Origin of the sequence: Actinacidiphila bryophytorum (assembly GCF_016916835.1) — a bacterium.
Taxonomy (GTDB): Bacteria; Actinomycetota; Actinomycetes; order Streptomycetales; family Streptomycetaceae; genus Actinacidiphila; species Actinacidiphila bryophytorum.
This window is the reverse complement of record NZ_JAFFIX010000009.1, coordinates 199,790-222,785: the sequence shown is the minus strand read 5'-3', so window position 1 is coordinate 222,785 and position 22,996 is coordinate 199,790. Positions and strand designations below refer to the sequence as shown.

Sequence of the window (22,996 nt, the reverse complement as noted above, 5' to 3'; positions counted from 1 at the left end):
GGCCGCAGGCCCGGGAGGGGGTCAGGTGACGGCTTCCGTCGCGGACTGCCCCGCCGCGGCCTGCCCGGCGCCGGTGTCCGCGGGGCGCGGCCCGGGGACGGCCGCGAGCGCGGGCGGTGCGGGGCGCCGCAGCGGGCGGGCGACCTGCTCGCCGAGCCAGCGCAGGAAACCGGTGGGCAGGAAGACGGCGTCGGCGGCGATCATCGCCAGCGAGAAGAAGGGCAGGCCCAGCACGATCGCGATCGAGGCGTGCTCCAGCATCATCGCCACCAGCAGCACGTTCTTCACCTTGCGGTTGAAGAGGGTGAAGGGGAAGGCGACCTGCACCATGACCGTGCCGTAGGTGATCAGCATGACCATCAGCGCGTTGCCCGCCAGCGCGTGCGACAGGCTCGGCCACGGCGTGAAGTCGTCCAGGTGCAGCGGATAGTAGAGCGCGGTGCCGTCCTCCCAGCGGCTGCCCTGGATCTTGTACCAGCCGGCCGTGGAGTAGATGAGGCAGACCTCCACGACGACGACCAGCATGGCGCCGTTGTGGATGATGTCGGCCATGGTGTTGAGCACGGTGCGCGGCTCACCTGGCGCGTAGCGGCGTACCGCCCACCACACCGCCTGGACCAGCAGGCCCGCCCACAGGCCCACCTTCCACTCGGTGGCGAGCTTGCCCGCGACCGTGGCGGCCACGAGCGCGGCGCCCATCACCACCCACAGCGCGATCCCCACGGGGTCGGACCCCGCGGACCCCCCAGCCCCTGTCGCCGCCTCCTCGGCCTCCGCCTTGGCGGCGCGGCGACGGTCCAGCGACCAGACCTGCCCGCAGCGGGTGAAGACCAGGTAGATCGCCATCAGGTGGATGACGTTGTCGCCGCCGTCGCCCATGAAGACGCTGCGGTTCTGCAGGGACAGCACGCCCAGCATGAACAGCACGGAGGAGGTCCTGGTGCGCCAGCCGACCATCAGCAGGGCGCTGCTGACGACGGCCACCGCGTAGACCAGCTCGAACCAGCCGCGGCTGTCGTTCCACAGCACCGCGGTGAAGGCGTGGTTCCCGGCGACCAGCCGCTTGGCCAGCGCGACGGTCCACGGGCTGTCGGGGCCGTACAGCTCGGAGCGGTGCGGCCACTCGCGCAGCAGGAAGAGCAGCCAGGTCAGCGAGAAGCCGATGCGGATGACCGCGGCCTGATAGGGGCCGAGGGCGCTGCCGGTGACCATGGCCAGGCCGCGGCTGACGCCCCGGTCGAGCGAGCGGCCGAGCCCGGCGAAGGGGAAGGGCGCGGGGCCGGCGTCCTGCGCATGGCTCCCGCCGGCGAGGGCGGGCGCGAGCGCGGGTTCTGCGGCGGCGGGGGCCTGCGCGGAGGGTTCCGCGGAGGCGCCGGCTTCCGCTGCGGTGTTCGGTTCCGCGGCGGGCTCTGGGTCCTCGGCGGGGGCGGCCGGGGTGCGGGGGTCGCTCACGACGCGTTCTCCTGCCCTGCCGGCGCGGTGGGAACGGTCCACCAGGGCAGCTCGCGGTATTGGGTGGTGGTGTCGACCGACTCGCCGCTCCAGGACGGCCTGGCGACCGTGGTGGTCGCCGCCCTGCCCTGGACGCGGACGACCGTGCCGCCGTTGAGCCGGGTGCCGAGGCGCTTGGCCAGGATGGTGTTGAGGTAGGTGCCGCTCAGGTCGTTGGCGCTGATCGGGGTCGTCTGGTTCTGGTCGCTGTGGTTGTCGCTGTAGTAGCCCCAGGCGCGGCGCAGTTCGTTCTGCTGGCTGTGGCTGGGCAGCGGGTTGTGCCGCATGTCGGCCACGTCCATCGCCGTCAGGTCCACCCAGCCGGTGGTCTCGGTGCTGCCGTCCGGCTTGCGGACCTCGGCGCGCGCCTGGACGTGGACGTTCTGCTGCAGCGGGTCGGGCGCGAAGAGCTTCCAGTTCTGCTCGAACTCGGGGTAGACGTAGTCGCTGACCGCCGAGGCGTGCTCCTTGCTGAGCGTGTTGGACGGCGCGACGTGCAGGAAGACCATGCCGAGGTGGAGGAGCGCTCCCACGGCGACCACACCCACGGTCACGGCCACCGCTATTCGGGCGGGCAGCGACAAGGTCGCCGCCTGGGGCGATGGGCCTTGCTCTGACTGCATCGTCTCTCCGCTCTCAGCACGGGCGTGCCTGCAGGGCAGCACGCTACCCACGGCCGGGGTCCGGCGGTGACCTTACCGAGTTACCCACAGCTGTAGGAATGGCCCCGCGTGACCGGAGAGGAGGAAGAGGGAGGCTGGAGCGGACGGGTCCCGGGGACGGATCAGAGGACGTAGCCCTCGGCGCCCTCGCCGGCCACGACCGGACGTCCCGCGGCCTCCCAGTCGAGCATGCCGCCGCTGACGTTGACCGCGTCCCTGCCCTGGGCGATCAGATACTGCGTGACCTGCGCCGACCGGCCGCCGACCCGGCAGACGACGTGGACGGTGCCGTCCGCGGGCAGCTCACCGATGCGGGCGACGACCTCGCCCATCGGGATGTGCAGCGCGCCCTCCGCGTGCCCGGCCGCCCACTCGTCGTGCTCCCGTACGTCGAGCAGGATCGCGTCGGCGGGTACGGCGGTGGCGTCCACCGAGGGCAGCTGGGAACGGAACATCGGGCGCGGCCTCCTGGGACACGGGGAAGGCGGCCCGCAGACGCGGCGCCGCTCGCTTGCCGCAAAACTACCTCAGGCGCCGTCCGCGGCGTCCTTGACCAGTTCCGCCAGCCTCGCCTCCCGCTGGGCGACCTGGGTGAGCAGCTGCTCGGCGATCTCGTTGAGCAGCGCGTCCGGGTCGTCCGGGGCCAGCCGCATCATCTGCCCGATCGCGCTCTCGTCCAGCTCCGCGGCGATCGCCGACAGCTTCTCCTTGCGGTCCGCCAGCCACTCCAGCCGGGCGTAGAGCACCTCGGCCTCGCTGGGCAGGTCGGCGAGCGGCACGGGACCCGCCTCCCACTCGGCGGCCAGGGCGCGCAGCGCTTCCTCGTCCGCGTAGGCGTAGGCCTCGTTGACCCGGGCGATGAAGGCGCTGCGCCGCTCCTTCTCCTCGTCGTCCTGGGCGAGGTCGGGGTGCGCCTTGCGGGCCAGCTCGCGGTAGAGGCGCTGGGCCTCCTTGCCCGGCCTGACCCGGCGCGGCGGGTTCGGGTCCTCGACGGGGCGTACGCCGTCGGAGCCGAGCAGGCCGCCGAACAGCTCCTCGATGCCCGGCATGGGCATGACCAGGGCGCGGGCCTCCCAGGCCCGCTCGATGTCCGCCCGGTCGCCGCTGTGCGCCGCGACGGCCTCCGCGACCAGGGCGTCCAGCTCGTCCAGCCGCGCGTACATCGGGCCGAGCCGCTGGTGGTGCAGCCGGGAGAAGTTCTCCACCTCGACCCGGAAGGTCTCCACGGCGATCTCGAACTCGATCAGTGCCTGCTCGGCCGCCCGCACCGCGTTCGCCAGCCGCTCCTGCGCACCGGGCACGGAGGCCGCGGCGGCGCCGGCCGCGGCGGCGGACTCGGTTCCGAAGGTGTTGGTCACCCGGACAGCCTAGGGCCTGTCCGGGTGGTCGCGCCGAAGGCAGGACCGCGGGCGGTCCCGCGGCCTGCCGTCAGGCCGTACGAAGGCCCGTCGTGCGTCGCGGGCCGCGGCAGGGGTCAGGCCGCCGTGGGGCGGCCCTCGAAGTCCGCGGGCAGCCGCCCCGCCCGTATCGCGGCCAGCAGGTCGGCGTGGTCCGCCTCCGTCCTGTCGGCATAGGCCACCGCGAAGGCGGCCATCGCCTCGTCCAGCTCCTCGTTCTTGCCGCAGTAGCCGGCCAGCAGCCGCGGGTCGGCGCTGTGGGCGTGCGCCCTGGCCAGCAGCGCGCCGGTCATCCGCCCGTAGTCGTCGAGCAGCCCGGGCGGCAGCGTCGCCGGGTCCACACTGCCCTTGCGGTTCCTGAACTGCCGCACCTGGAACGGCAGCCCGTCGACGTCGGTCCAGCCGAGCAGGATGTCGCTGACCACCTGCATCCGCTTCTGGCCGAGCACCACCCTGCGGCCCTCGTGCTCCACCGGCTCCGCGGGGAAACCGGCCTTGGCGGCGTACGGCAGCAGCGCCGACGCGCGCGCCTCCTTCACCTGGAGCACCAGCGGCTCCCCGAGGTGGTCGAGCAGCAGCACCACGTACGACCTGGTGCCCACGCTGCCGGTGCCGACCACCCGGAAGGCGACGTCGTGCACGGCGTAGCGCGCCAGCAGCGGCAGCCTGTCCTCGCCGACCGTGTCCAGGTAGCCGTCCAGCGCGCCCGCCACCGCCGCGGCCTCCGCGTCCGGGATGCGCCGCAGCACCGGCGGGACGTCGGTGAAGCGCCGGGCACCGCCCTCGATCGGCTCGGTCGAGCGGGCCGCGAACTTCGCACTGGTATTGCGCCGGGCCTTGGCCGACACCTGGTCGAGCGTGCCGGCCAGGTCCCTCGCGTCGGCATGCGCGACCAGCTGCTCGTCGGCGATGGCGTTCCACGCCTCGTGCACGGGGAGCTTCGCCAGCAGCCTCACGGTCCGCCGGTAGGCGCCGACCGCGTCGTACGCCGCCGCCCGGCACACGTCCTGCGCCGCGCCCGCCTCCCGCCCGGCCAGCACCAGCGAGGCCGCCAGCCGCAGCAGGTCCCACTCCCAGGGGCCGCGCACGGTCTCGTCGAAGTCGTTGATGTCCATGACCAGGCCGCCGCGGGCGTCGCCGTAGAGGCCGAAGTTGGCGGCGTGCGCGTCACCGCATATCTGGGCGGCGATGCCGGTCACCGGGCGGTCGGCGAGGTCGGCGGCCATCAGGCCCGCCGAGCCGCGCAGGAAGGCGAAGGGGCTCGCCGCCATCCGCCCCACCCGCAGCGGCACCAGGTCCTGCAGGCGGCCGGCGTTGGACTCCTCGACGGCGGCGACCGCCGAGGCCACCGCACCGGACGCGGAGTCGCGGCGGGCACGGTCCTGCCAGGTCCAGGTCTCGGGACGGCCGAAGACCGCCCGCGGCACCTGCTCGCGCAGCGCCCGCCCCGACTGCTTGGCCGACCCCTCGTGCGGCCAGCGGGCGAATCCCGCCACCTGCGGCACCCGTGCGTGCACCGTCGTTCCCCCCATCCCCTGGGTCCGCGTCAGCGGACAACCCGTCATGTACCCCGCTGCGGGGGTTAATCCGGCTATTCGGTCGCCCCCGCGGACTTATTCGTGCTTGCCTTGAATCCAGGACCCTACTCAGCGGCGAACCGCAGGTGCACGACGTTGGACGAGACCATCCGGCATCCCGCAGCCACCGACGCAGATGATCACACAGACCGTCCCGACTCCGGAGAAGGGCACGAGGAGCGCGACGGGCAGGTCCGCGGCAAGGCCCGGCAGACACCCGGGTCCGGTCCCGCGCACCGCACCCGGTCAGCCGACGACGGCCGCCCTGAGGGTGGCCGTGCAGGCACCGGGGGCGCGGACACCGTACGGACGGACCCGGGCCGAACGGACAACCGCCCTGCCGGCGGGGGTCCTGCCGGCGGCGGTCCCGCAGCCGGAGACCACGACGCCGGTCCGGGCGCGCGCGCCGCCGCCTCAGGCCTGGCCGCCGCGCCCTTCGGCAGCCCCGCCGCCCCGGGGAGCGGCGCCGCCGTGCTCGACGGCAGCGGCATGACCGCACTGCTCCGCCTCGCGGTGCTGTGCGTCGACCCGGACGGCCGGATCTCGTACTGGAACCGCGGCGCCGAGGAGCTTTTCGGCCACCGCTGGGAGCATGTGTTCGGCCACCGCGCCTCCGGCCTGCTGACCGCCACCCGGGCGGCCGCCGGTGCGGCCCCCACCGCGTCCGGCACCGCACACCGGGACACCCTGGACGTCCTCGACGACCTGACCACCTCGGCCTGGGCCGGCGCGCTGGCCGCGACCGACCGCGACGGCACCGTCAAAGACGTGCTGTGGTGGACCTACCGGATCGCCGAGCCCGGCGGGCGTAGCCTGCTGGCCATCGCGGCGAACGCCCGGCCGCTGCGCACCGGCGGCCTGCGGATCGCGGTGGGCGGCCGGCTGCTGCCGTACACCGCGGAAGGGCCGCAGCGCCAGGACATCGCGATCGCCGCGGTGCTGTGCCCGGCGCCCGATCCCGCGCAGGGGCATGCGCTGACCGCGCGGCTGGGCACGATACTGCCCGGGGTCAGCCCGGGCCGCCTCGACCGCATCGTGCGGCAGATCGCCCCGCTCGGCCACCCCGCGCTGGAGGTCGAGGGCAGCGCCCGGCTGCCCGTCACCCCGCAGGACTACGCCCAGGTCGCCGCGGCCGCCCGCGCCGACCGCTCCGCCCGCCGTGAACTGCTGCCGGGTCCCCGCCCGGACCCCGCCGCGTTCCCCGGACCCGCTTCCGCCCCGGCCGCCCGTCCCGCCGAGCGACCCGTACCGGAATCCCTCACTCCCGGCGTTGGTTCAGCTATCCGTGGTGGCGACCGCTCCAGTGCGTCCGCCCTGACCGCCGTCCCCTTCCCCACCGCAGGTCCCGCAGGTCCCGCAGGTCCCGCAGGTCCGGTCGGCACGTTCCCGCCGCCGCACCCGGCAGCCGCCCCGCCCGCACCACCGGGGCCACCCGCCCCCTCGGGAACAACAGCGCCGGCAGCGCCCGGATCCCCCTGGCGGCCGGCCCACGGCTCCCGCAGCCCCCTGCCCGGCAGCGCGCTGGACGAGCAGCTGTCGCTGCTGCGCGAGACCGGCTCCGTGGTCGGCTCGACCCTCGACCTGCACACGACCGCCCGCGAGCTGTGCGCGGTCACGGTGCCGCGGTTCGCCGACCTCGCCACCGTCCTCGTCGTGGACCAGCTCTTCTCCGACACCGAGCCGCCCAAGGACGACAGGGCCGCCGACACGGTGCTGGTCCGCAGGGTCGCGGTCGCCGACCGCACGGGACGCGGGGCGGGCTGGAGCACCGCGCTGCCCGAGGGCGAACTGCTCACGCTGCCCGCGCAGGACACGATGCCGCGGCTCGGCGACCCGGTCCTGCTGCCGGTCGTCGATCCGGCGCTGGGCCCCGACATCGCCGCGGACCTGGGCGTCCCCGCGATCGGAGGGCTGCTGGCCGGACATTCGCTGATCCTCGCGCCGCTCACCGCCCGCGGCACGGTGCTCGGCCGGGTCTGCTTCCTGCGCGGCCCTGGCCGCCGGCCCTTCGACGCCAGGGACGCCGCCACCGCGGCCGAGGTCGCCGCCCGTGGCGCCGTCCACCTGGACAACGCCCGGCTGCACCGCCTGGAGTCCCGCGCCGCCGCCACGCTGCAGCGCTCGATGATGCCGACCCGGCCGCCGCGTATCCCGGGTGTGCAGATCGCGCACCACTACATGCCGGGGGACCGGCAGGCGCAGGTCGGCGGCGACTGGTTCGACGCGATCCAGCTGCCCGGCGGCCGGGTGGCGCTGATCGTCGGCGACGTGATGGGCCACGGTCTGCAGGCGGCGGCCGTGATGGGCCAGTTCCGCACGTCGGTCATCACCATGGCCGCGCTCGACCTGCCGCCCGCCCAGCTGCTGCGGCATCTGGACAACCTGGCCCAGCGGCTGGGCACCGACCACCTCGCCACGTGCGTCTACGCGGTCTACGACCCGATCCACCGCACCCTGGCCCTCGCCAACGCGGGCCACATCCCGCCGGTGCTGGCCGGGCACGACGGGCGCGGCGAGCTGCTGCAGATTCCCGGCGGCGCACCGATCGGCGTGGGCGGGGTGCCCTTCGAGACGGTGGAGATCCCCGCGCCGGACGGCAGTTGGCTGGTGCTGTGCACCGACGGCCTGGTGGAGGTGCGCGGCCAGGGCATAGACGCCGGGCTGGCGGCGCTGTGCGCCCATGTGATCGAGCCGCAGCAGACGCCGGAGGACGTGTGCGGGCAGATCCTCGGCAGGGTGCACTCCGAGGACCGGCGGGACGACGTGGCGCTGCTGGTCGCGCGCTTCGACGGCATCGCGCCGCAGGACGTGGCCCAGTGGCGGCTGCGGGTGGACGACAGCGAGGTGGCCCGCGCCCGCGACCTGACCCGGCAGCAGCTCGCCGCCTGGGGCCTGGACCGGCTGAGCGACACCACGGAGCTGCTGGTCAGCGAGCTCGTCACCAATGCGATCCGGGCGGCGTCCTACGAGGTGGAGCTGCGGCTGATGCGGGTCGGCAAGCTGCTGGTCGAGGTCAGCGACGACAACCACAACCTGCCGCAGCTGCAGCGCGCCGAGGCCGACGACGTACGCGGGCGCGGCCTGGCGCTGGTGTCGCACATGTCGCGGCGCTGGGGGACCAGCCGCAAGGCGGTCGGCAAGGTGGTGTGGTTCGAACTTCCGCTGCCCAGCTGATATGGTTGTATTCTACAACACCATGTTTCCGCAGGTGGCCGTCGGCCCGTACCGGTCGGCCGGGAGCCGGGCGTGAGGAGTCGCAGCCATGAGCGCACGGGAGTCGTCCCTGGACACCGTCCAGCGGGAACTGACCGCGTTCGCCCGCAGAGCGCGGGCCACCGCCGCCCGTATGCACCCCGAACTGTCGCTCGTGGCCTACACGATCCTGGCCCACCTGGAGGAGCAGCAGGGCTGCCGCGCCACCGACCTGGCGGCGCACTACCTGCTGGACAAGTCCACGGTCAGCCGGCAGGTGGCGTCGCTGGAGAGGCTCGGCTTCATCGAGCGGCGGGTGGACGAGGCCGACCACCGGGTGCAGGTGCTGCACCTGGCGCCCGGCGGCGTCGAGATCCTGGCCGCGGCCCGTGCGCGCAGACAGGAGTCCATCCGGGTCCGGCTGGCCGACTGGGACCCGGAGGACCTGGAGCGCTTCGCCCGCTACCTGGTCCGCTACAACGCGGACGCCGCGGCCCATCCCTGAGCCGCGGCGCGGACTCCTGCGTCAGAGGTTGACGCCGAAGTCCTGGGCGATGCCGCGCAGGCCCGAGGCATACCCCTGGCCGACCGCGCGGAACTTCCACTCGGCCCCGTTGCGGTACAGCTCGCCGAAGACCATGGCGGTCTCCGTCGAGGCGTCCTCGGTGAGGTCGTAGCGGGCGATCTCGGTGCCGCCCGCCTGGTTGACGACCCGGATGAACGCGTTGCGCACCTGGCCGAAGCTCTGCTGGCGGGTCTCGCCGTCGTAGATCGAGACCGGGAAGACGATCTTGTCCACCTCGGCGGGCACCCCGGCGAGATTCACCTTGATGGCCTCGTCGTCGCCCTCGCCCTCACCGGTGAGGTTGTCACCGGTGTGCTCGACCGAGCCGTCGGGGCTCTTGAGGTTGTTGAAGAACACGAAGTGCTTGTCCGAGACGACCTTGCCCGCCGCGTCGAGCAGCAGCGCGCTCGCGTCGAGGTCGAAGTCCGTACCCGTGGTCGTGCGGACGTCCCAGCCCAGGCCGACGGTGACCGCCGTCAGTCCGGGGGCCTCCTTCGTCAGTGAGACATTGCCGCCCTTGGAGAGGCTGACACCCATGGTGGATCTCCCTGCTCAATCCGGCGCGGGCCGCGCCACTTGACGATTCCTTTGCCCAATGGCTCCAACGGACACCACCCTGCCCCGGTTCCCGGCGCTGTGCCACTCCTCCACGCCGCCGCCTTCACACCGCGCCTTCACGCCCGGTAGTAGGCCGCGTAGCGCTCGAACACCTCCCGCCCCACCTCGGGCCAGGCCAGCCGCTCCCGGTCCAGGAACCGCTGGGTGCGCGCCCTGGCGAACAGGGCCGTGCTGTCGGAGAAGAGCGAGGCCAGGTCGGCGGGGTCGAAGGCCGCGTCGGGCCTGGGCAGGGCGGACAGCAGCCGCACCAGCCCGTCCGGGTCCGAGCCGTCCTCGTGCCGGCCGTGCACGTCGTGCAGGTCGTGCAGGTCGTGCAGGTCGTCGAGGGCGCACCAGAAGTCCCGGTAGTCCACCCATTGCAGGGGGAAGTGCCCGGCGAAGGCGGCCAGCAGCTCGTCGAAGTCCACCGCACGCGGCTGCAGGACGTGGAAGCAGCCGGTCTCGTAGCGCAGGACGGACGCCACGACGAAGCCGCTGACGTAGTCGACCGGCGTGTAGTCCATCCTGATCGGGCTCTTGAAGGCCAGACCGGTGCGGATGCAGGCCTTCACCAGGCCGTCGGCGAGCCCGCGCCGGCTGGGCACGCCGTGCACCGAGTGCGGCATCACCTCGCCCAGCCGGTAGACGGCCGTGGGCAGTCCGCGTTCTGCGGCCGCGTCGAGCAGGTGCTCGGCGACCCACTTGGACTGGTCGTAGCCGCGCACGGGCGGTGGAGTGCCCAGCACGGACGCCTCGCGGACCGGGGACGCGGCGGGCGCGGCGTCCGGCTGCGGCACGCACACCCCGAGCGTCGAGACGTAGTGCAGCCGCTTGACGGGACCGGTGGCGGCGAAGCTGATGATCTGCCGGGTGCTCAGCACGTTGACCGCGCGGTGGGCCTGGTAGGAGAGCAGCAGGTTCACCAGGGCGCCGTTGTGGACGATGGTGTCGACCCGGTCGGCGAGCGCGTCGTAGTCCGCGTCCGACAGCCCGAAGCGCGGCTCGGCGAGGTCGCCGTTGACCACGACGACGCGGTCCGCGTGGGCCTCGGCCCACAGCCGCTGCTCCCTGAGGTTCGCGACGAGGCGCTCGTACGCCGAGGCCCGGTCCGTGCCGCGCACCAGGCAGTGGACGGTCGCCGAGGTGCGCGCGAGCAGTTCGTGCAGCAGGTGGGCGCCGATGAATCCGGTGGCGCCGGTCAGCAGGACGTTCTCGACGGGGCCGCGCGGCACTGCACCGCTGACGCGGACGTCGGCGGGCAGGTCCAGGTCGGGGGCGAAAAGGTCGCGGCTCGGGGCGGCGGGCGCGGTCGTCGCAGTGCCCGCCCCGGACACCAGGGCCGCCTGGCCGCGCAGCGTCGGGGCGTTGACGATGTCCTTGACCGAGAGCTTGACCCCGGAGTCGACTTCGAGGGCCAGGGTCAGCCGCAGCGCGGCCAGCGAGTCGCCGCCGCAGGCGAAGAAGTCGTCGTCGGCGGTCACCTCGTCGCAGGGCAGCAGGCTGAGCCAGATGTCGGCGACGGCGCGCTCCGCCGGGGTGAGCGCCACCGCCCCTGCCGGCTTCTTCGCCGGTGCGGCCAGTCCCGCGAGCGCCTTGCGGTCGAGCTTGCCGTTGGGCGTCAGCGGGAAAGCGTCGACGAGGAAGTACCGCTTGGGCCGCAGCCCCGGGGCCAGGGCCGTCTCGGCGTGCGCCCGCAGTTCCTCGGCGGTGAGCACCGACCGGGCGGTGACGAAGGCGCCCAGCACCTTGACGCCCGCGGTGTCCAGGGCGATCACCCGCGCCTCGCGCACCCCGGGGTGCGCGGCCAGCGCCCCTTCCACCTCGGACAGTTCGATACGGACGCCGCCGATCTTGACCTGCTGGTCGCGGCGGCCCACGAAGTGGATGAGCCCGTCGGTGCGCAGGAAGCCCAGGTCGCCGGTGCGGTAGAGGCGGGAACCGGGGATCTCGGCGAAGGGGTTGGGCACGAAGGCCGCGTCGGTCTTCGCGGGGTCGTCGAGGTAGCCCAGGCCCAGGCAGTCGCCGCCGATGCAGATCTCGCCGACGGCGGTCGGGCCGAGCGGGGCCATGTCGTCGTCCACGACGACGGCGTAGGTGTTGTCGATGGGGAGGCCGATCGGGATCGTCTCGACGTCGTCGTCGCCGACGTCGTGGAAGACCGAGCCGATCGCGGCCTCGGTCGGCCCGTAGGTGTTGGTGATGCCGACCGCGGGCAGCATGGCGCGGAAGGCGTGCACGGCCGGCACGCTGATCTCCTCGCCGCCGACGAGCAGCCGGCGCAGCGACGCCAGGTCCCTGACGTAGGAGGGCCGGGCGCTCAGCAGGTCCACCAGCGCGTTGAAGATGGACGGCACGAAGTCGGTCATCGTCACCTGGTGGCGGCGGATCACCTCCACCGTCGCGGTGAGGTCCAGGATTCCCGAGCGCTCCGGTATCACCACCCGGCTGCCGTTGGTCAGCGGCCACAGCAGCTGCCACAGGGAGGAGTCGAAGACGTGCCTGCTGTTCTGCAGGACGACGTCGGAGCCGCCGCCGAAGCGGCGCGTCATGTGGACAAAGCGGTTGAGCAGCCCGCGGTGGATATTGAGAGCGCATTTGGGAACACCGGTCGAGCCGGAGGTGAAGAAGCCGTAGGCGAGGTCGGAGAGGCCGGCGGCGGGTCCGTGGTGGTTGGAGTGCAGTTCGTCGAGGGAGGCCGCGTCCACCAGGACGGACCTGGCGTCTTCCGCCGGCGGGTCCACCTTCCCCGCCGTGAGGACCACCGGGGGGTCCAGCGCGGCGATCACCTCCTCGAAGCGCTCCCTGGGCCAGGTGTCGTCCACGGGGACGAAGGGGGCCGCGAGCTTCATGAGGGCGATCATCGACAAGGGCAGTTCCAGGCAGTTCCCCATGACCAGCGGTACGAAGTCGCCGCGCCGGACGCCGAGGGTGCGTAATCGCTCGGCGAGCCGGTTGGCCCGCCCGTTCAGCTCGCCGTACGTCAGCGTCTCCCCGCCGAAGGTCAGCGCGGGGCGCTCGGGAGCCCCGGCCGCCTGCCTCTCGAAGAGCTGCAGCACCGTACTGTCGACCGGATAGGGAACGGACCTTCCCCTGAAACAGGAGGGGCGGTCCCCTTCCTGCAGTCCTGGTTCCTGCTGTCCTGACGGCATTCTCGAACCCCGTTCTGGATTCAGGCGGTGACCGGCCGGGCCACCGCCGACCACCTTCGGTAAATTCCTAGGACAACGGTCAAAAGGGTCATGCCGATGATCGCCAGCCAGATGAAGCCCTGGCGGCCGCCGAGCGCGTAGAGCCCGGACCCCGCCAGCGGGCCGACGACCTCGCCGAGATCCGATATGGCGCCGAAGACCCCGAAGGAGATCCCCAGCCGCCCGCCCGCCGACCGCAGCGCGGCGACTCCCTTCCGGGCGGCGATGTACACGCTGGGCTGGCCGGTCATGATGAGGACGAAGCAGCACATCAGCGGGATCTGGTGGTTGCTCAGCGAGATCCCCGCGGTGCCCACCGTCCCCGTCACCAGGCCGACGGTGACCAGCGTCTCCACCGACCACTTCTCGGCGACACGGCCGAGGACGGTGGAGACCAGCGCGAAGGTGGCCATCCCGACGGTGAAGACCGAGGAGATGACCACGGTGGACTCCCCCGCCGCGGCGATGTAGAGCGGGATGGTGGGTTCCAGCGCCGAGGAGGTGAGCCCGGCCACCAGGTCCAGCACGCCGAAGACCAGCACCAGCATCATCCAGTGCCGCGGCGCACGGCCGCCCGCCGCAGGGTCCGGCGCCGCCTCCCCTTCCACGGCGCCCGCGCGTGCCTCCCGCGGGATCGCGCGGAAGACGCCGAAGGCGGTGGCGACGGTCGCCGCGGCCCCCAGGACGCACAGCGTGGTGAGGCCGAGCGCGGAACCCGACCCGGCGACGACCGGGCCCAGCAGGAAACCGGTGACCGACGCCGTCCCGAACCAGCCCATCATCCGGTGGTCGGGGATGCGGTGCTCACCGCACAGCAGCGTCGCCCCGTGGTAGAGCGCAGGCGTCAGGATCCCCTCGCCCGCCCCCCAGGCGACGCGTGCGCCCAGCAGCTCCCACTGCGAGGTGGAGAAGGCCAGCCAGGTCACCGACAGCGCGACCACGCCGAGCCCGGTGAAGGCCACGGAACGCGCCTGCCACCGGTCGCTCCACGCCCCGCCGACCGGCTGGAAGAGCGCCTTGGCCGCCGCGAACAGCGCGAAGGTGAGCGCCAGGCCGAGCCCGTCCATGTGGACCCTGCGCTCCAGTTCGGGAACGAAGGGGATCAGGACGGTGTAGGAGGCGTTGGCACTGACGATGCCCGCCAGGAGCAGGCCGACCCGTAACCGGGCGGCCCGCGTCATCTGGACGATTCCATGTAGTCGGACAGGAAGCGGTGCATGTGCGCGGCCTTCCCCGCCGTCCGCGTGTCGCCCTCGGGCGCGTAGACCAGGCCCCACAGCTGCACGGGGGTCAGGCCGTGCCGCTCCTTGAAGCGGTAGTTGTCGCGGCCCCACTCGATGCGGCGCACCCCGTTCTGGTGCGCCCACTCGATGCAGTGGTACATCAGGGCGACGTAGGTGCTGTACCTGCCGAGGCTGTCGTACTGGACGCCGCCGGTGAGGAAGACGACCTCGTCGCCGTGCCGGAACCCGAAGAAGACCCCCAGCACCTCGCCGTCCGCTTCGGCCAGCGCGGTGACCGAGCCGGGCACCGACAGCAGCAGCCGCAGCGTCGGCAGGTCGTACAGCGCGGGCCAGCTGTGGTGGTCGGAGGTGCCGACGGTGAGCTGCAGCGCCCGCTCCAGGTACGGCTCGGCCTCGTCCGGTGCCAGCAGCCGTACGCGCAGCCCGCGCTCGTGCGCCCGGCGCCGCCGCCGGTCCACGTCCCTGCGGATTTTCGTGTCCAGGCGGTGCAGGTACTCCTGGAAGCCGCCCGCGAGTTCGCAGTGGTAGGTCAGGTCCAGCAGCACCCGCCCGGCCGGTTCGCCCGCCCTCCGCACCCAGTCGGCGACGCCCTCGTCCGTCAGGTTCGGGACGACCAGCAGGCTGGCCTCCTGCCGGGCGATCCGCCCTGCCGCCTCCTGGAAGGCGCCGTCCACCAGGTCGTCCGGCACATGGCCGCGCTTGGTGTACATCGAGTACACGGACCCGGCGAAGACGATCGGCCCCGGGCACAGCGGTGCCACCCCGGTCTGCAGTTCGTAGCCCTGCCAGAAGGGCGAGAACTTGACCGTGTAGAGCGGCAGCACCTGCCGGGGCAGGTCCCCGGCGGCGCGCTCCACCACGTAGTCGACGGTGTCGAAGGTCTCGATCTGCGCTGTGGCCCACCGCCCCAGCCAGCCGGCCGAGTCGAACAGGCACGTCGGTGCCACCCGCCCGGGGAGCGTGCCGCTCAGCTCCCAGCCGGGCCGCGCACTCGTCGCCGCCACCCCTAGAGCATCTTCCAGGCTTCGGACAGGACCGTCCGCAGTGCTGCCTCGATCTCCTCGAAGTGCTCCTCGCCGCAGATCAGCGGAGGGGCCAGCTGCACCACCCGGTCGCCCTGGTCGCCCGCGGTCCTGCAATACAGGCCCGCGTCGAGCAGCGCCTGCGAGAAACGCCCGCCGAGTACCGTGTCGCACTCCTCCGCGGTGAAAACCGTGCGCTTGTCCTTGTCCTTGACGAGTTCGACGCCGAAGAAGTACCCGGCGCCCCGCACGTCGCCCACGATGGGAAGGTCGTAAAGCCGTTCCAGAATGCTGCGGAAGACCGGCTCGTTCTCCGTCACGTGTTCGAGAATTCCCTCGCGCTCGAAGATGTCGAGATTCGCCAGCGCGACGGCGGCCGACACCGGGTGCCCGCCGAAGGTGTATCCGTGGGTGAAGATCGTGCCGTCGCTCGCAAAGGGCTCGAACAGCCGGTCGGAGGCGATCATCGCGCCGATGGGCGAGTAGCCGGAGGTGAGTCCCTTGGCCGAGGTGATGATGTCGGGGAGGTATCCGAACTTCTGGCAGCCGAACATCGTGCCGAGCCGCCCGTATCCGCAGATGACCTCGTCCGAGACGAGCAGTACGTCGTAGGTGTCGCATATCTCCCGCAGCCGCGCGAAATACCCCGGCGGCGGGGTGAGGCAGCCGCCGGAGTTCTGCACGGGTTCGACGAAGACGGCGGCAACGGTGTCCGCACCCTCCCGCTCGATCAGCCGCCCCACCTCCTCCGCGGCCCAGCGCCCGAAGGCCTCCTCGTCGCCGGAGACGGCGAGGTCCCCCGTGACCTGCTGCGAACGGTAGAAGTCGGTGTTCGGCGCCCTGACCACACCCGGCACCAGCGGCTCGTACGGCTGCCGGTAACTGGGGATCCCGGTGATCGACAGGGCGCCGTGGGTGGTGCCGTGATAGGCGCCGGCACGGCTGATCACCTTCGTCTTCGAGGGCTTGCCCGTCAGCTTGAAATAGAGCTTGGCGAGCTTCCAGGCCGATTCGACGGCCTCGCTTCCACCGCTGGTGAAGAACACCCGGTTCAGATCCCCCGGCGCCGCGTCCGCGATTCTCCCGGCCAGCTCGACGGCCGTCGGGTGCGCGAACGACCACAACGGAAAGAAGGCCAGCTCCTGTGCCTGCTTCGCGGCGGCACTCACTAACTCGGTGCGGCCGTGCCCCAGTTGTGTGACAAGGAGCCCCGATATCCCGTCCAGGTACCTGCGGCCGTTCTGGTCGAAAATGTACGCGCCTTCCCCCCGCACGATCATCGGAACGGGGGAGTCCGCGAATTCCGAATGGTCCGTGAAGTGCAGCCAGAGGTGGCGCCGGGCGACATCGTCCAGAGTGTGCGCATTATCCATCATGGGGTATTTTTCCTGTCCTGGTGGGCCACGAAGTGGTGGGCCACTGTAGGTCGCCCCGCTTGGTGGAAGCTTGGCCACCGCACCGCATGCCGACCCCCGGCACAACGGAAGGTGCCCCCCTCGATGACTTCCGTCACCGGAGGGGGGCACCTTCTCTGGTACTGCTCTTGTGCGCGAGGGGGGAGTTGAACCCCCACGCCCTTTCGGGCACTGGAACCTGAATCCAGCGCGTCTGCCTATTCCGCCACCCGCGCATGGGTGCTGCCGTTCGATTCTCACACATCCGGTGGACCGGTCGGTCCTGTGGAGTGGGAGTGCCTTCCGACATGCAGAAGATTAGCACGGGGTGCGGGGTGGAATCACATCCGTTTGGGGAGGCGGGGCCTGGGCCGCCCGCTCGGGGGCAGGATGCCGGAGACGGCGCGGCGGCGGCGGGGCGTGCGCGACACTGGGAACGCCGGCATCCGGTCGCATCTACCATCGCAGTGGGCAGGGGGAGGGGAAGCACGGCCGTGTGAGGGGTGACACCCGGCTGTCCAGCGCGATCGGGGAACCACAGGTTTTTCCCGCGCGTGGATACGATCAGTAAGCAGTATCGGATTCGACTCGGAGGAAGGCCCCGAGGAGGGAGGTGCCCCGTGGGAGTACTGAAGCGCTTTGAGCAGCGGCTCGAAGGCCTGGTGAACGGCACCTTCGCCAAGGTGTTCAAGAGCGAGGTGCAACCCGTCGAGATCGCGGGCGCGCTGCAGCGCGAGTGCGACAACAACGCCACGATCTGGAACCGGGACCGCACCGTCGTCCCCAACGACTTCATCGTGGAGCTGAGCACCCCCGACTTCGAGCGGCTGAGCCCGTACGCGGTGCAGCTGGGCGACGAGCTGGCCGGCATGGTCCGCGACTACGCCAAGCAGCAGCGCTACACCTTCATGGGCACCATCAAGGTGCACCTGGAGCGCGCGGCCGACCTCGACACCGGCCTGTACCGGGTCCGCAGCCGCACCCTCGCCTCCAGCGAGTCCCAGCACCCCCAGTTCCCCCAGGGCCAGGGACCCGGCCAAGGTCCCGGCCAAGGCCAGTACGGCCAGCAGGGCCGCGCCCCGCAGTCCCCGTACGGCCACCAGGCCCAGGACCGGCAGCCCCCGCAGGGCTACCAGCAGCCGCCCCAGGCACCCTTCCCCGCGTCCGGCGCCGCCCAGCGCCCGTCCAGCCCGCCGCCGATGCCCGCGGCACCGCCGCCCGCCGGCGGTGCGGGCCGCCCGCCCGCCGCGGTCACCCGGCTGCCGGGAACGGGTGTGCCCGCGGGGTCGCCCGCGGCCGCCACCCGGCGCTGGATCGAGATCAACGGCACCCGGCACCAGATCACCCGGGGCTCCCTCGTCCTGGGCCGCTCCACCGAGGCGGACGTGCGGGTGGACGACCCGGGCGTATCGCGCAAACACTGCGAGATCAGGGTCGGCACCCCCTCCCTGGTGCAGGACCTCGGGTCGACAAACGGCATTGTGGTGGACGGGCAGCACACCCAGCGCGCTACGCTCCGCGACGGCTCCCGCATTGTCGTGGGGAGCACCACCATCGTCTACCGGCAAGCCGAAGGGTGAAGCGGGGCCAATGTCAGAGCTGACCCTGACGGTCATGCGGTTGGGTTTCCTCGCCGTTCTGTGGCTGTTCGTGATCGTCGCGGTGCAGGTCATCCGCAGCGACCTGTTCGGGACCCGGGTGACCCAGCGCGCGGGCCGCCGCGGGGAGACCGCCGCCCGCCCGCCGCAGCAGCGCCAGCAGGCCGCGGCGCAGGACCGGCGTGCCCAGCAGCCGGCGGCGAGCGCCCGTCAGCGCAGGGGCGCCCCCACCAAACTGGTGGTGGCCGAGGGCTCACTGGCAGGCACCACCGTTGCGCTGCAGGGTCAGACCATCACGCTGGGCAGGGCGCACGACTCGACGATCGTCCTCGATGACGACTACGCGTCCAGCAGGCATGCCAGGATCTACCCCGACCGCGACGGGCAGTGGATCGTGGAGGACCTGGGATCGACGAACGGCACCTATCTCGACCGGAACCGGCTGACCACGCCGACGCCGGTCCCGCTGGGTGCGCCGATCCGCATCGGCAAGACCGTCATCGAGCTGCGGAAGTAGTCGCACAATGGGCGAGCGGAGCCACGACGCGCGAGCGAGAGGGTGGGCAGCGTGCGGATGTACCCGGAGCCGACGGGGGAGGTGCGCATGTCTCTGAGCCTGCGTTTCGCCGCCGGTTCGCACAAGGGCATGATCCGCGAGGGGAACGAGGACTCCGGCTACGCCGGCCCCCGTCTGCTCGCGATCGCCGACGGCATGGGCGGCCAGGCCGCCGGCGAGGTCGCCTCCTCCGAGGTGATCTCCACCATTGTCACGCTTGACGACGACATTCCCGGTTCCGACATCCTGACGTCGCTGGGTACTGCCGTGCAGCGCGCCAACGACCAGCTGCTGCAGATGGTCCAGGAGGACCCGCAGCTGGAGGGCATGGGCACGACGCTGACCGCCCTGCTGTGGACGGGCCAGCGGCTCGGCCTTGTGCACGTCGGCGACTCGCGCGCCTATCTGCTGCGCGACGGCGTCCTCACCCAGATCACCCAGGACCACACGTGGGTGCAGCGGCTGGTCGACGAGGGCCGGATCACCGAGGAGGAGGCCACCACCCACCCGCAGCGCTCCCTGCTGATGCGCGCGCTGGGCAGTGGCGAGCGGGTCGAGCCCGACCTGTCGATCCGCGAGGTCCGGGTCGGCGACCGCTACCTGATCTGCTCCGACGGCCTGTCGGGCGTGGTCAGCCACCAGACGCTGGAAGACACCCTGGCCGGCTACCAGGCGCCGCACGAGACGGTGCAGGAGCTGATCCAGCTGGCGCTGCGCGGCGGCGGCCCCGACAACATCACCTGCATCGTCGCCGACGTCCTGGACACCGACGACGGCGACACGCTCGCCGCGCAGCTCAACGACACCCCCGTGGTGGTCGGCGCGGTCGCCGACACGCAGCTGCCGCTCAGCGACGCCCGCCACCTGCAGACCCCGGCCGGCCGCGCCTCGGAGCTGGGCCGCGCCCCGCAGCAGCAGAGCGGCCCCGCGGGCGCGTTCGGCCCGCCCGGCAGCGGCGACCCGGTCCCGGGCGCCGCGGGCGCCCCGCTGGGCAGCTTCGGCAGCCACGACGGCTCGGACTTCGACAAGCCCGGCAAGGCCCGCAAGTGGCCCAAGCGCACCCTGATCGGCGTGGTCTCCCTCGCCGTCGTGGGCGGTCTGCTCTACGTGGGGTACGCCTGGACGCAGACGCAGTACTACGTGGGCGCCAAGGGTGACCACGTGGCCGTCTACCAGGGCATCGACCAGAAGCTGGCCTGGATCAACCTGTCGAAGGTGCACAAGGACCGCACCGATATCGAACTCAAGTACCTGCCGTCGTACCAGCGGGACCAGGTCGTGAACACCATCGCGCTCAGCAGCCTCGGCCAGGCGAACGACAAGGCCGACGAGCTGGCCAAGCAGGCGGCGGTGTGCGAGAAGGTCACCAAGGCGGCGAAGGACCAGACGGCCGAGGCGAAGAAGAAGGCCGAGGACCAGATCCCGAAGAAGTCGGGCGGCTCTGCCACCGGCCCCGTCGGCGGCTCCTCCGCGACGCCGCAGAAGAGCACTCCCCCGACCCCGACCGCCACGCCCACCGCCACACCGACCACCGCCGCGCCGCCGGCGCTGTCGCTGACGCAGGACGAGCAGAACCTGGCCCGGAACTGCACGTCGGGCCAGCCGTAAGACCAGGAGGGGTCGGCTCGTCATGAGCGCCAGCAACACCACCACCATCACCTCGATCGGCGCTCCCAACCGCCGCAACACCGAACTGGCCCTGCTGGTCTTCGCCGTCGCCATCCCGGTCTTCGCCTACGCGAACGTCGGCCTGGCCAAGAACGGCTCGGTCCCCGCCGGCCTGCTCGGATACGGGGTGGGGCTCGGCCTGCTGGCGACGGTGACCCACCTGCTGGTGCGCAAGTTCGCCCCCTATGCCGACCCGCTGATGCTGCCGATCGCCACGCTGCTCAACGGCCTCGGCCTGGTGCTGATCTGGCGGCTGGACCAGGAGCCGAGCCTGGGTGCCGCGATGGCGCCCAAGCAGCTGATGTGGTCCACCTTCGGCGTCGTGCTCTTCGTGCTGGTACTGGTCTTCGTCAAGGACCACCGCATCCTGCAGCGCTACACCTACATCTCGATGGTGCTCGCGCTGTTCCTGCTGGTGCTGCCGGTGTTCTTCCCGCCGGTCTACGGCGCCCGGATCTGGGTCACGCTGCCGGGCATCGGCTCGCTCCAGCCGGGGGAGTTCGCGAAGATCATCATCACGGTCTTCTTCGCCGGCTACCTGATGGTCAAGCGGGACGCGCTCGCACTGGCCAGCCGCCGGGTGATGGGCCTGTACCTGCCGCGCGGCCGCGACCTCGGCCCGATCCTGGTGATCTGGGCGGTCAGCCTGCTGATCCTGGTCTTCGAGACCGACCTGGGCACCTCGCTGCTGTTCTTCGGCCTGTTCGTGGTCATGCTCTACGTGGCGACCGAGCGCACCAGCTGGATCGTCTTCGGCCTGCTGCTCAGCTCGGCCGGTGCGGTCGCGGTCGCCTCGTCCGAGCCGCACGTGAAGACCCGTGTGCAGGACTGGCTGCACCCGCTGGCGCTGGAGAACGGCGCCGTGACGGAGACGGCCCAGGCCCGCTACGCCTTCGGTTCCGGCGGGCTGTTCGGCTCCGGGCTCGGCCAGGGGTACTCGCGGCTGATCCACGGCATCGCCCCCAAGAGCGACTACATCCTGGCCACCGTCGGCGAGGAGCTGGGCCTGGCAGGGCTGATGGCGGTGCTGCTGCTGTACGGCCTGCTCATCGAGCGCGGCATACGCACCGCGCTCGCGGCCCGCGACCCGTTCGGGAAGCTGCTGGCGATCGGCCTGTCCGGCGGTTTCGCGCTGCAGGTCTTCGTGGTGGCCGGCGGTGTGACCGGCCTCATCCCGCTGACCGGTATGACGATGCCCTTCATGGCCCAGGGCGGTTCCTCGGTGATCGCCAACTGGGCGCTGGTCGCGATCCTGCTGCGGATCAGCGACACCGCACGGCGGCCGGCCCCCAGCCCCGCCCCCTCCCCCGACGCCGAAGCGACCCAGGTGGTGCGTAACCAGTGAACAAGCCGCTACGAAGGGTCGCGGTCTTCTGCGGTCTCCTCGTCCTCGCCCTGCTGATACGCGTCAACTACGTGCAGTTCGTGCAGGCCGACCAGCTGCAGAACGACCCGCACAACCGGCGGGTCGCGATCAACCAGTACGCACAGCCGCGCGGCAACATCATCGTCGGCGACAAGGCGATCACAGGTCACACCGAGACCAACGGCAGCGACTTCAAGTACAAGCGCACCTACACCGACGGCCCGATGTGGGCGCCGGTGACGGGCCACGCCTCACAGGCGTACGGCACGACGATGCTGGAGGGCGTCGAGGACAAGTTCCTCACCGGCAACGACGACCGGCTGTTCTTCAACCGCACCATCGACCTGCTCACCGGCAAGCAGCGGCAGGGCGGCAACGTGGTGACCACGCTGAACGCCAAGGCGCAGAAGGCCGCGTTCGACGGGCTCGGCAACAAGAAGGGCGCGGTCGTCGCGCTCGACCCGCGCACCGGCGCGATCCTCGCGATGGCGAGCACCCCGTCGTACGACCCCTCGGGCATCGCGGGCTACTCCGGCACCGACGAGAAGAACTGGATCGCGCTCGACAAGAAGAACGACCCCGACGACCCGTCGCTGAACCGGGCGCTGCGCCAGACCTACCCGCCCGGCTCGACGTTCAAGCTGGTCACGGCGGCGGCGGCGCTGGAGTCCGGCAAGGTCACCGACGTCAACGCGAAGACGACCTCGCCCGACCCGTACGTCCTGCCCGGCACCTCCGTGCCGCTGAAGAACGAGGGCAGCATCAAGTGCAAGGACGCCACGCTGCGCGATGCGCTGCGGCAGTCCTGCAACACCGTCTTCGGCAAGCTCGGCGCCGACATCGGGCTCCAGGGCATGGTGGACGAGGCCGAGAAGTTCGGCTTCAACAAGGAGCAGCTCGTCCCGGTCCGCGCCGACGCCAGCAACTTCGACACCAAGATGAGCCCCGACCAGGTCGCCCAGTCCTCGATCGGCCAGTTCGACACCGCGGCGACCCCGCTGCAGATGGCCATGGTCGCCTCGGCCATCGCCAACAACGGGGTGCTGATGAAGCCCTACGAGGTCGCGAAGCTGGTGGCGCCCAACCTGAGCACCATCTCGCAGACCGACCCGACCGAGCTGAGCAAGCCGCTGTCGCCGGAGAACGCGCAGAAGCTGCAGTCGATGATGGAGACCGTCGTCAACGACGGCACCGGCAAGAACGCCAAGATCCCCGGGGTCAAGGTCGGCGGCAAGACCGGTACCGCCCAGCACGGCGTCAACAACGACAAGGCGCCCTACGCCTGGTTCGTCTCCTACGCGATGACCGACCAGGGCTCGCCGGTCGCGGTCGCCGTGGTCGTCGAGGACGGTGCGGCCAACCGCGACGACATCAGCGGCGGCGGCCTCGCGGCGCCGATCGCCAAGAGCGTCATGCAGGCGGTGCTCGACAAGTGACCGGTGCAGCAGCACGGCCCGGGGGGCTGCCGAGGAGACGAAC

Annotated in this window: 17 protein-coding genes and 1 tRNA gene; 7 read left to right on the top strand and 11 right to left on the bottom strand. The window is 71.8% G+C overall.

Going from position 1 to position 22,996, the window contains the following annotated elements; all coding sequences use genetic code 11:
* Window positions 1–21: 21 nt before the first annotated feature.
* The 5 genes from JT723_RS16160 to JT723_RS16140 all read right to left on the bottom strand — a co-directional run bounded on the left by JT723_RS16160 (window position 22) and on the right by JT723_RS16140 (window position 5,115).
* On the bottom strand, window positions 22–1,452 hold the full coding sequence (locus JT723_RS16160) for an HTTM domain-containing protein (protein WP_372441320.1): 1,431 nt from the start codon (window positions 1,450–1,452) through the stop codon (window positions 22–24).
* The gene (locus tag JT723_RS16155; RefSeq protein ID WP_205045313.1) at window positions 1,449–2,114 is read right to left on the bottom strand and encodes a DUF5819 family protein; all 666 of its coding nucleotides are present in this window, start codon (window positions 2,112–2,114) and stop codon (window positions 1,449–1,451) included. Before JT723_RS16155 ends, JT723_RS16160 begins: the two co-directional genes overlap by 4 nt.
* A 161-nt stretch (window positions 2,115–2,275) precedes the next feature.
* A complete protein-coding gene (locus tag JT723_RS16150) occupies window positions 2,276–2,608 on the bottom strand; it encodes a rhodanese-like domain-containing protein (RefSeq protein ID WP_205045312.1) in 333 nt (110 codons plus the stop codon).
* Between the two features lie 72 nt (window positions 2,609–2,680).
* The gene (locus JT723_RS16145; protein WP_205045311.1) at window positions 2,681–3,511 is read right to left on the bottom strand and encodes a hypothetical protein; all 831 of its coding nucleotides are present in this window, start codon (window positions 3,509–3,511) and stop codon (window positions 2,681–2,683) included.
* 116 nt (window positions 3,512–3,627) lie between these two features.
* Window positions 3,628–5,115, bottom strand: a complete 1,488-nt coding sequence (locus JT723_RS16140; RefSeq protein ID WP_205045310.1) for a DUF2252 domain-containing protein — start codon at window positions 5,113–5,115, stop codon at window positions 3,628–3,630.
* A gap of 483 nt (window positions 5,116–5,598) precedes the next feature.
* Between JT723_RS16140 and JT723_RS35780 the strand changes: the two genes are divergently transcribed.
* Both JT723_RS35780 and JT723_RS16130 read left to right on the top strand, forming a co-directional pair.
* Window positions 5,599–8,301 carry an ATP-binding SpoIIE family protein phosphatase gene (locus JT723_RS35780; RefSeq protein ID WP_265934530.1) on the top strand — a complete coding sequence of 901 codons (2,703 nt, stop codon included), beginning with the start codon at window positions 5,599–5,601 and terminating at the stop codon, window positions 8,299–8,301.
* Window positions 8,302–8,389: 88 nt separating this feature from the next.
* Window positions 8,390–8,824: a MarR family winged helix-turn-helix transcriptional regulator gene (locus JT723_RS16130; protein WP_205045309.1), complete on the top strand. Its 435-nt coding sequence runs from the start codon at window positions 8,390–8,392 to the stop codon at window positions 8,822–8,824.
* A 21-nt stretch (window positions 8,825–8,845) separates the two neighbouring features.
* Here the strand turns inward: JT723_RS16130 and JT723_RS16125 are convergent, their stop codons facing one another.
* The 6 genes from JT723_RS16125 to JT723_RS16100 all read right to left on the bottom strand — a co-directional run bounded on the left by JT723_RS16125 (window position 8,846) and on the right by JT723_RS16100 (window position 16,565).
* Window positions 8,846–9,421, bottom strand: a complete 576-nt coding sequence (locus JT723_RS16125; RefSeq protein WP_033175507.1) for a TerD family protein — start codon at window positions 9,419–9,421, stop codon at window positions 8,846–8,848.
* A 137-nt stretch (window positions 9,422–9,558) separates the two neighbouring features.
* Entirely contained in the window at window positions 9,559–12,537 is a 2,979-nt protein-coding gene (locus tag JT723_RS16120; RefSeq protein ID WP_205045308.1) for a non-ribosomal peptide synthetase, read from the bottom strand.
* A gap of 113 nt (window positions 12,538–12,650) precedes the next feature.
* Window positions 12,651–13,850, bottom strand: a complete 1,200-nt coding sequence (locus JT723_RS16115) for an MFS transporter (RefSeq protein WP_205045307.1) — start codon at window positions 13,848–13,850, stop codon at window positions 12,651–12,653.
* A complete protein-coding gene (locus JT723_RS16110; RefSeq protein ID WP_205045306.1) occupies window positions 13,847–14,917 on the bottom strand; it encodes a GNAT family N-acetyltransferase in 1,071 nt (356 codons plus the stop codon). Before JT723_RS16110 ends, JT723_RS16115 begins: the two co-directional genes overlap by 4 nt.
* A 2-nt stretch (window positions 14,918–14,919) precedes the next feature.
* Window positions 14,920–16,311 (bottom strand): aspartate aminotransferase family protein, encoded by a 1,392-nt coding sequence (locus JT723_RS16105; RefSeq protein WP_372441319.1) that lies wholly within the window; start codon window positions 16,309–16,311, stop codon window positions 14,920–14,922.
* 170 nt (window positions 16,312–16,481) lie between these two features.
* A tRNA-Leu gene (locus tag JT723_RS16100) sits at window positions 16,482–16,565 on the bottom strand.
* A 384-nt stretch (window positions 16,566–16,949) separates the two neighbouring features.
* Here JT723_RS16100 and JT723_RS16095 point away from each other — a divergent pair.
* The 5 genes from JT723_RS16095 to JT723_RS16075 are packed head-to-tail and all read left to right on the top strand — an operon-like array spanning window position 16,950 to window position 22,953.
* A complete protein-coding gene (locus JT723_RS16095; protein ID WP_205045305.1) occupies window positions 16,950–17,909 on the top strand; it encodes an FHA domain-containing protein in 960 nt (319 codons plus the stop codon).
* Between the two features lie 10 nt (window positions 17,910–17,919).
* The gene (locus JT723_RS16090; protein ID WP_205045304.1) at window positions 17,920–18,444 is read left to right on the top strand and encodes an FHA domain-containing protein FhaB/FipA; all 525 of its coding nucleotides are present in this window, start codon (window positions 17,920–17,922) and stop codon (window positions 18,442–18,444) included.
* 57 nt (window positions 18,445–18,501) lie between these two features.
* Complete coding sequence (locus JT723_RS16085; RefSeq protein WP_307794009.1) at window positions 18,502–20,091, top strand: Stp1/IreP family PP2C-type Ser/Thr phosphatase; 1,590 nt, start codon at window positions 18,502–18,504, stop codon at window positions 20,089–20,091.
* A 22-nt stretch (window positions 20,092–20,113) separates the two neighbouring features.
* A complete protein-coding gene (locus JT723_RS16080; RefSeq protein WP_205045302.1) occupies window positions 20,114–21,496 on the top strand; it encodes an FtsW/RodA/SpoVE family cell cycle protein in 1,383 nt (460 codons plus the stop codon).
* Window positions 21,493–22,953, top strand: coding sequence for a peptidoglycan D,D-transpeptidase FtsI family protein (locus tag JT723_RS16075; RefSeq protein ID WP_205045301.1), 1,461 nt, complete (start codon window positions 21,493–21,495; stop codon window positions 22,951–22,953). Before JT723_RS16080 ends, JT723_RS16075 begins: the two co-directional genes overlap by 4 nt.
* Window positions 22,954–22,996: the final 43 nt, after the last annotated feature.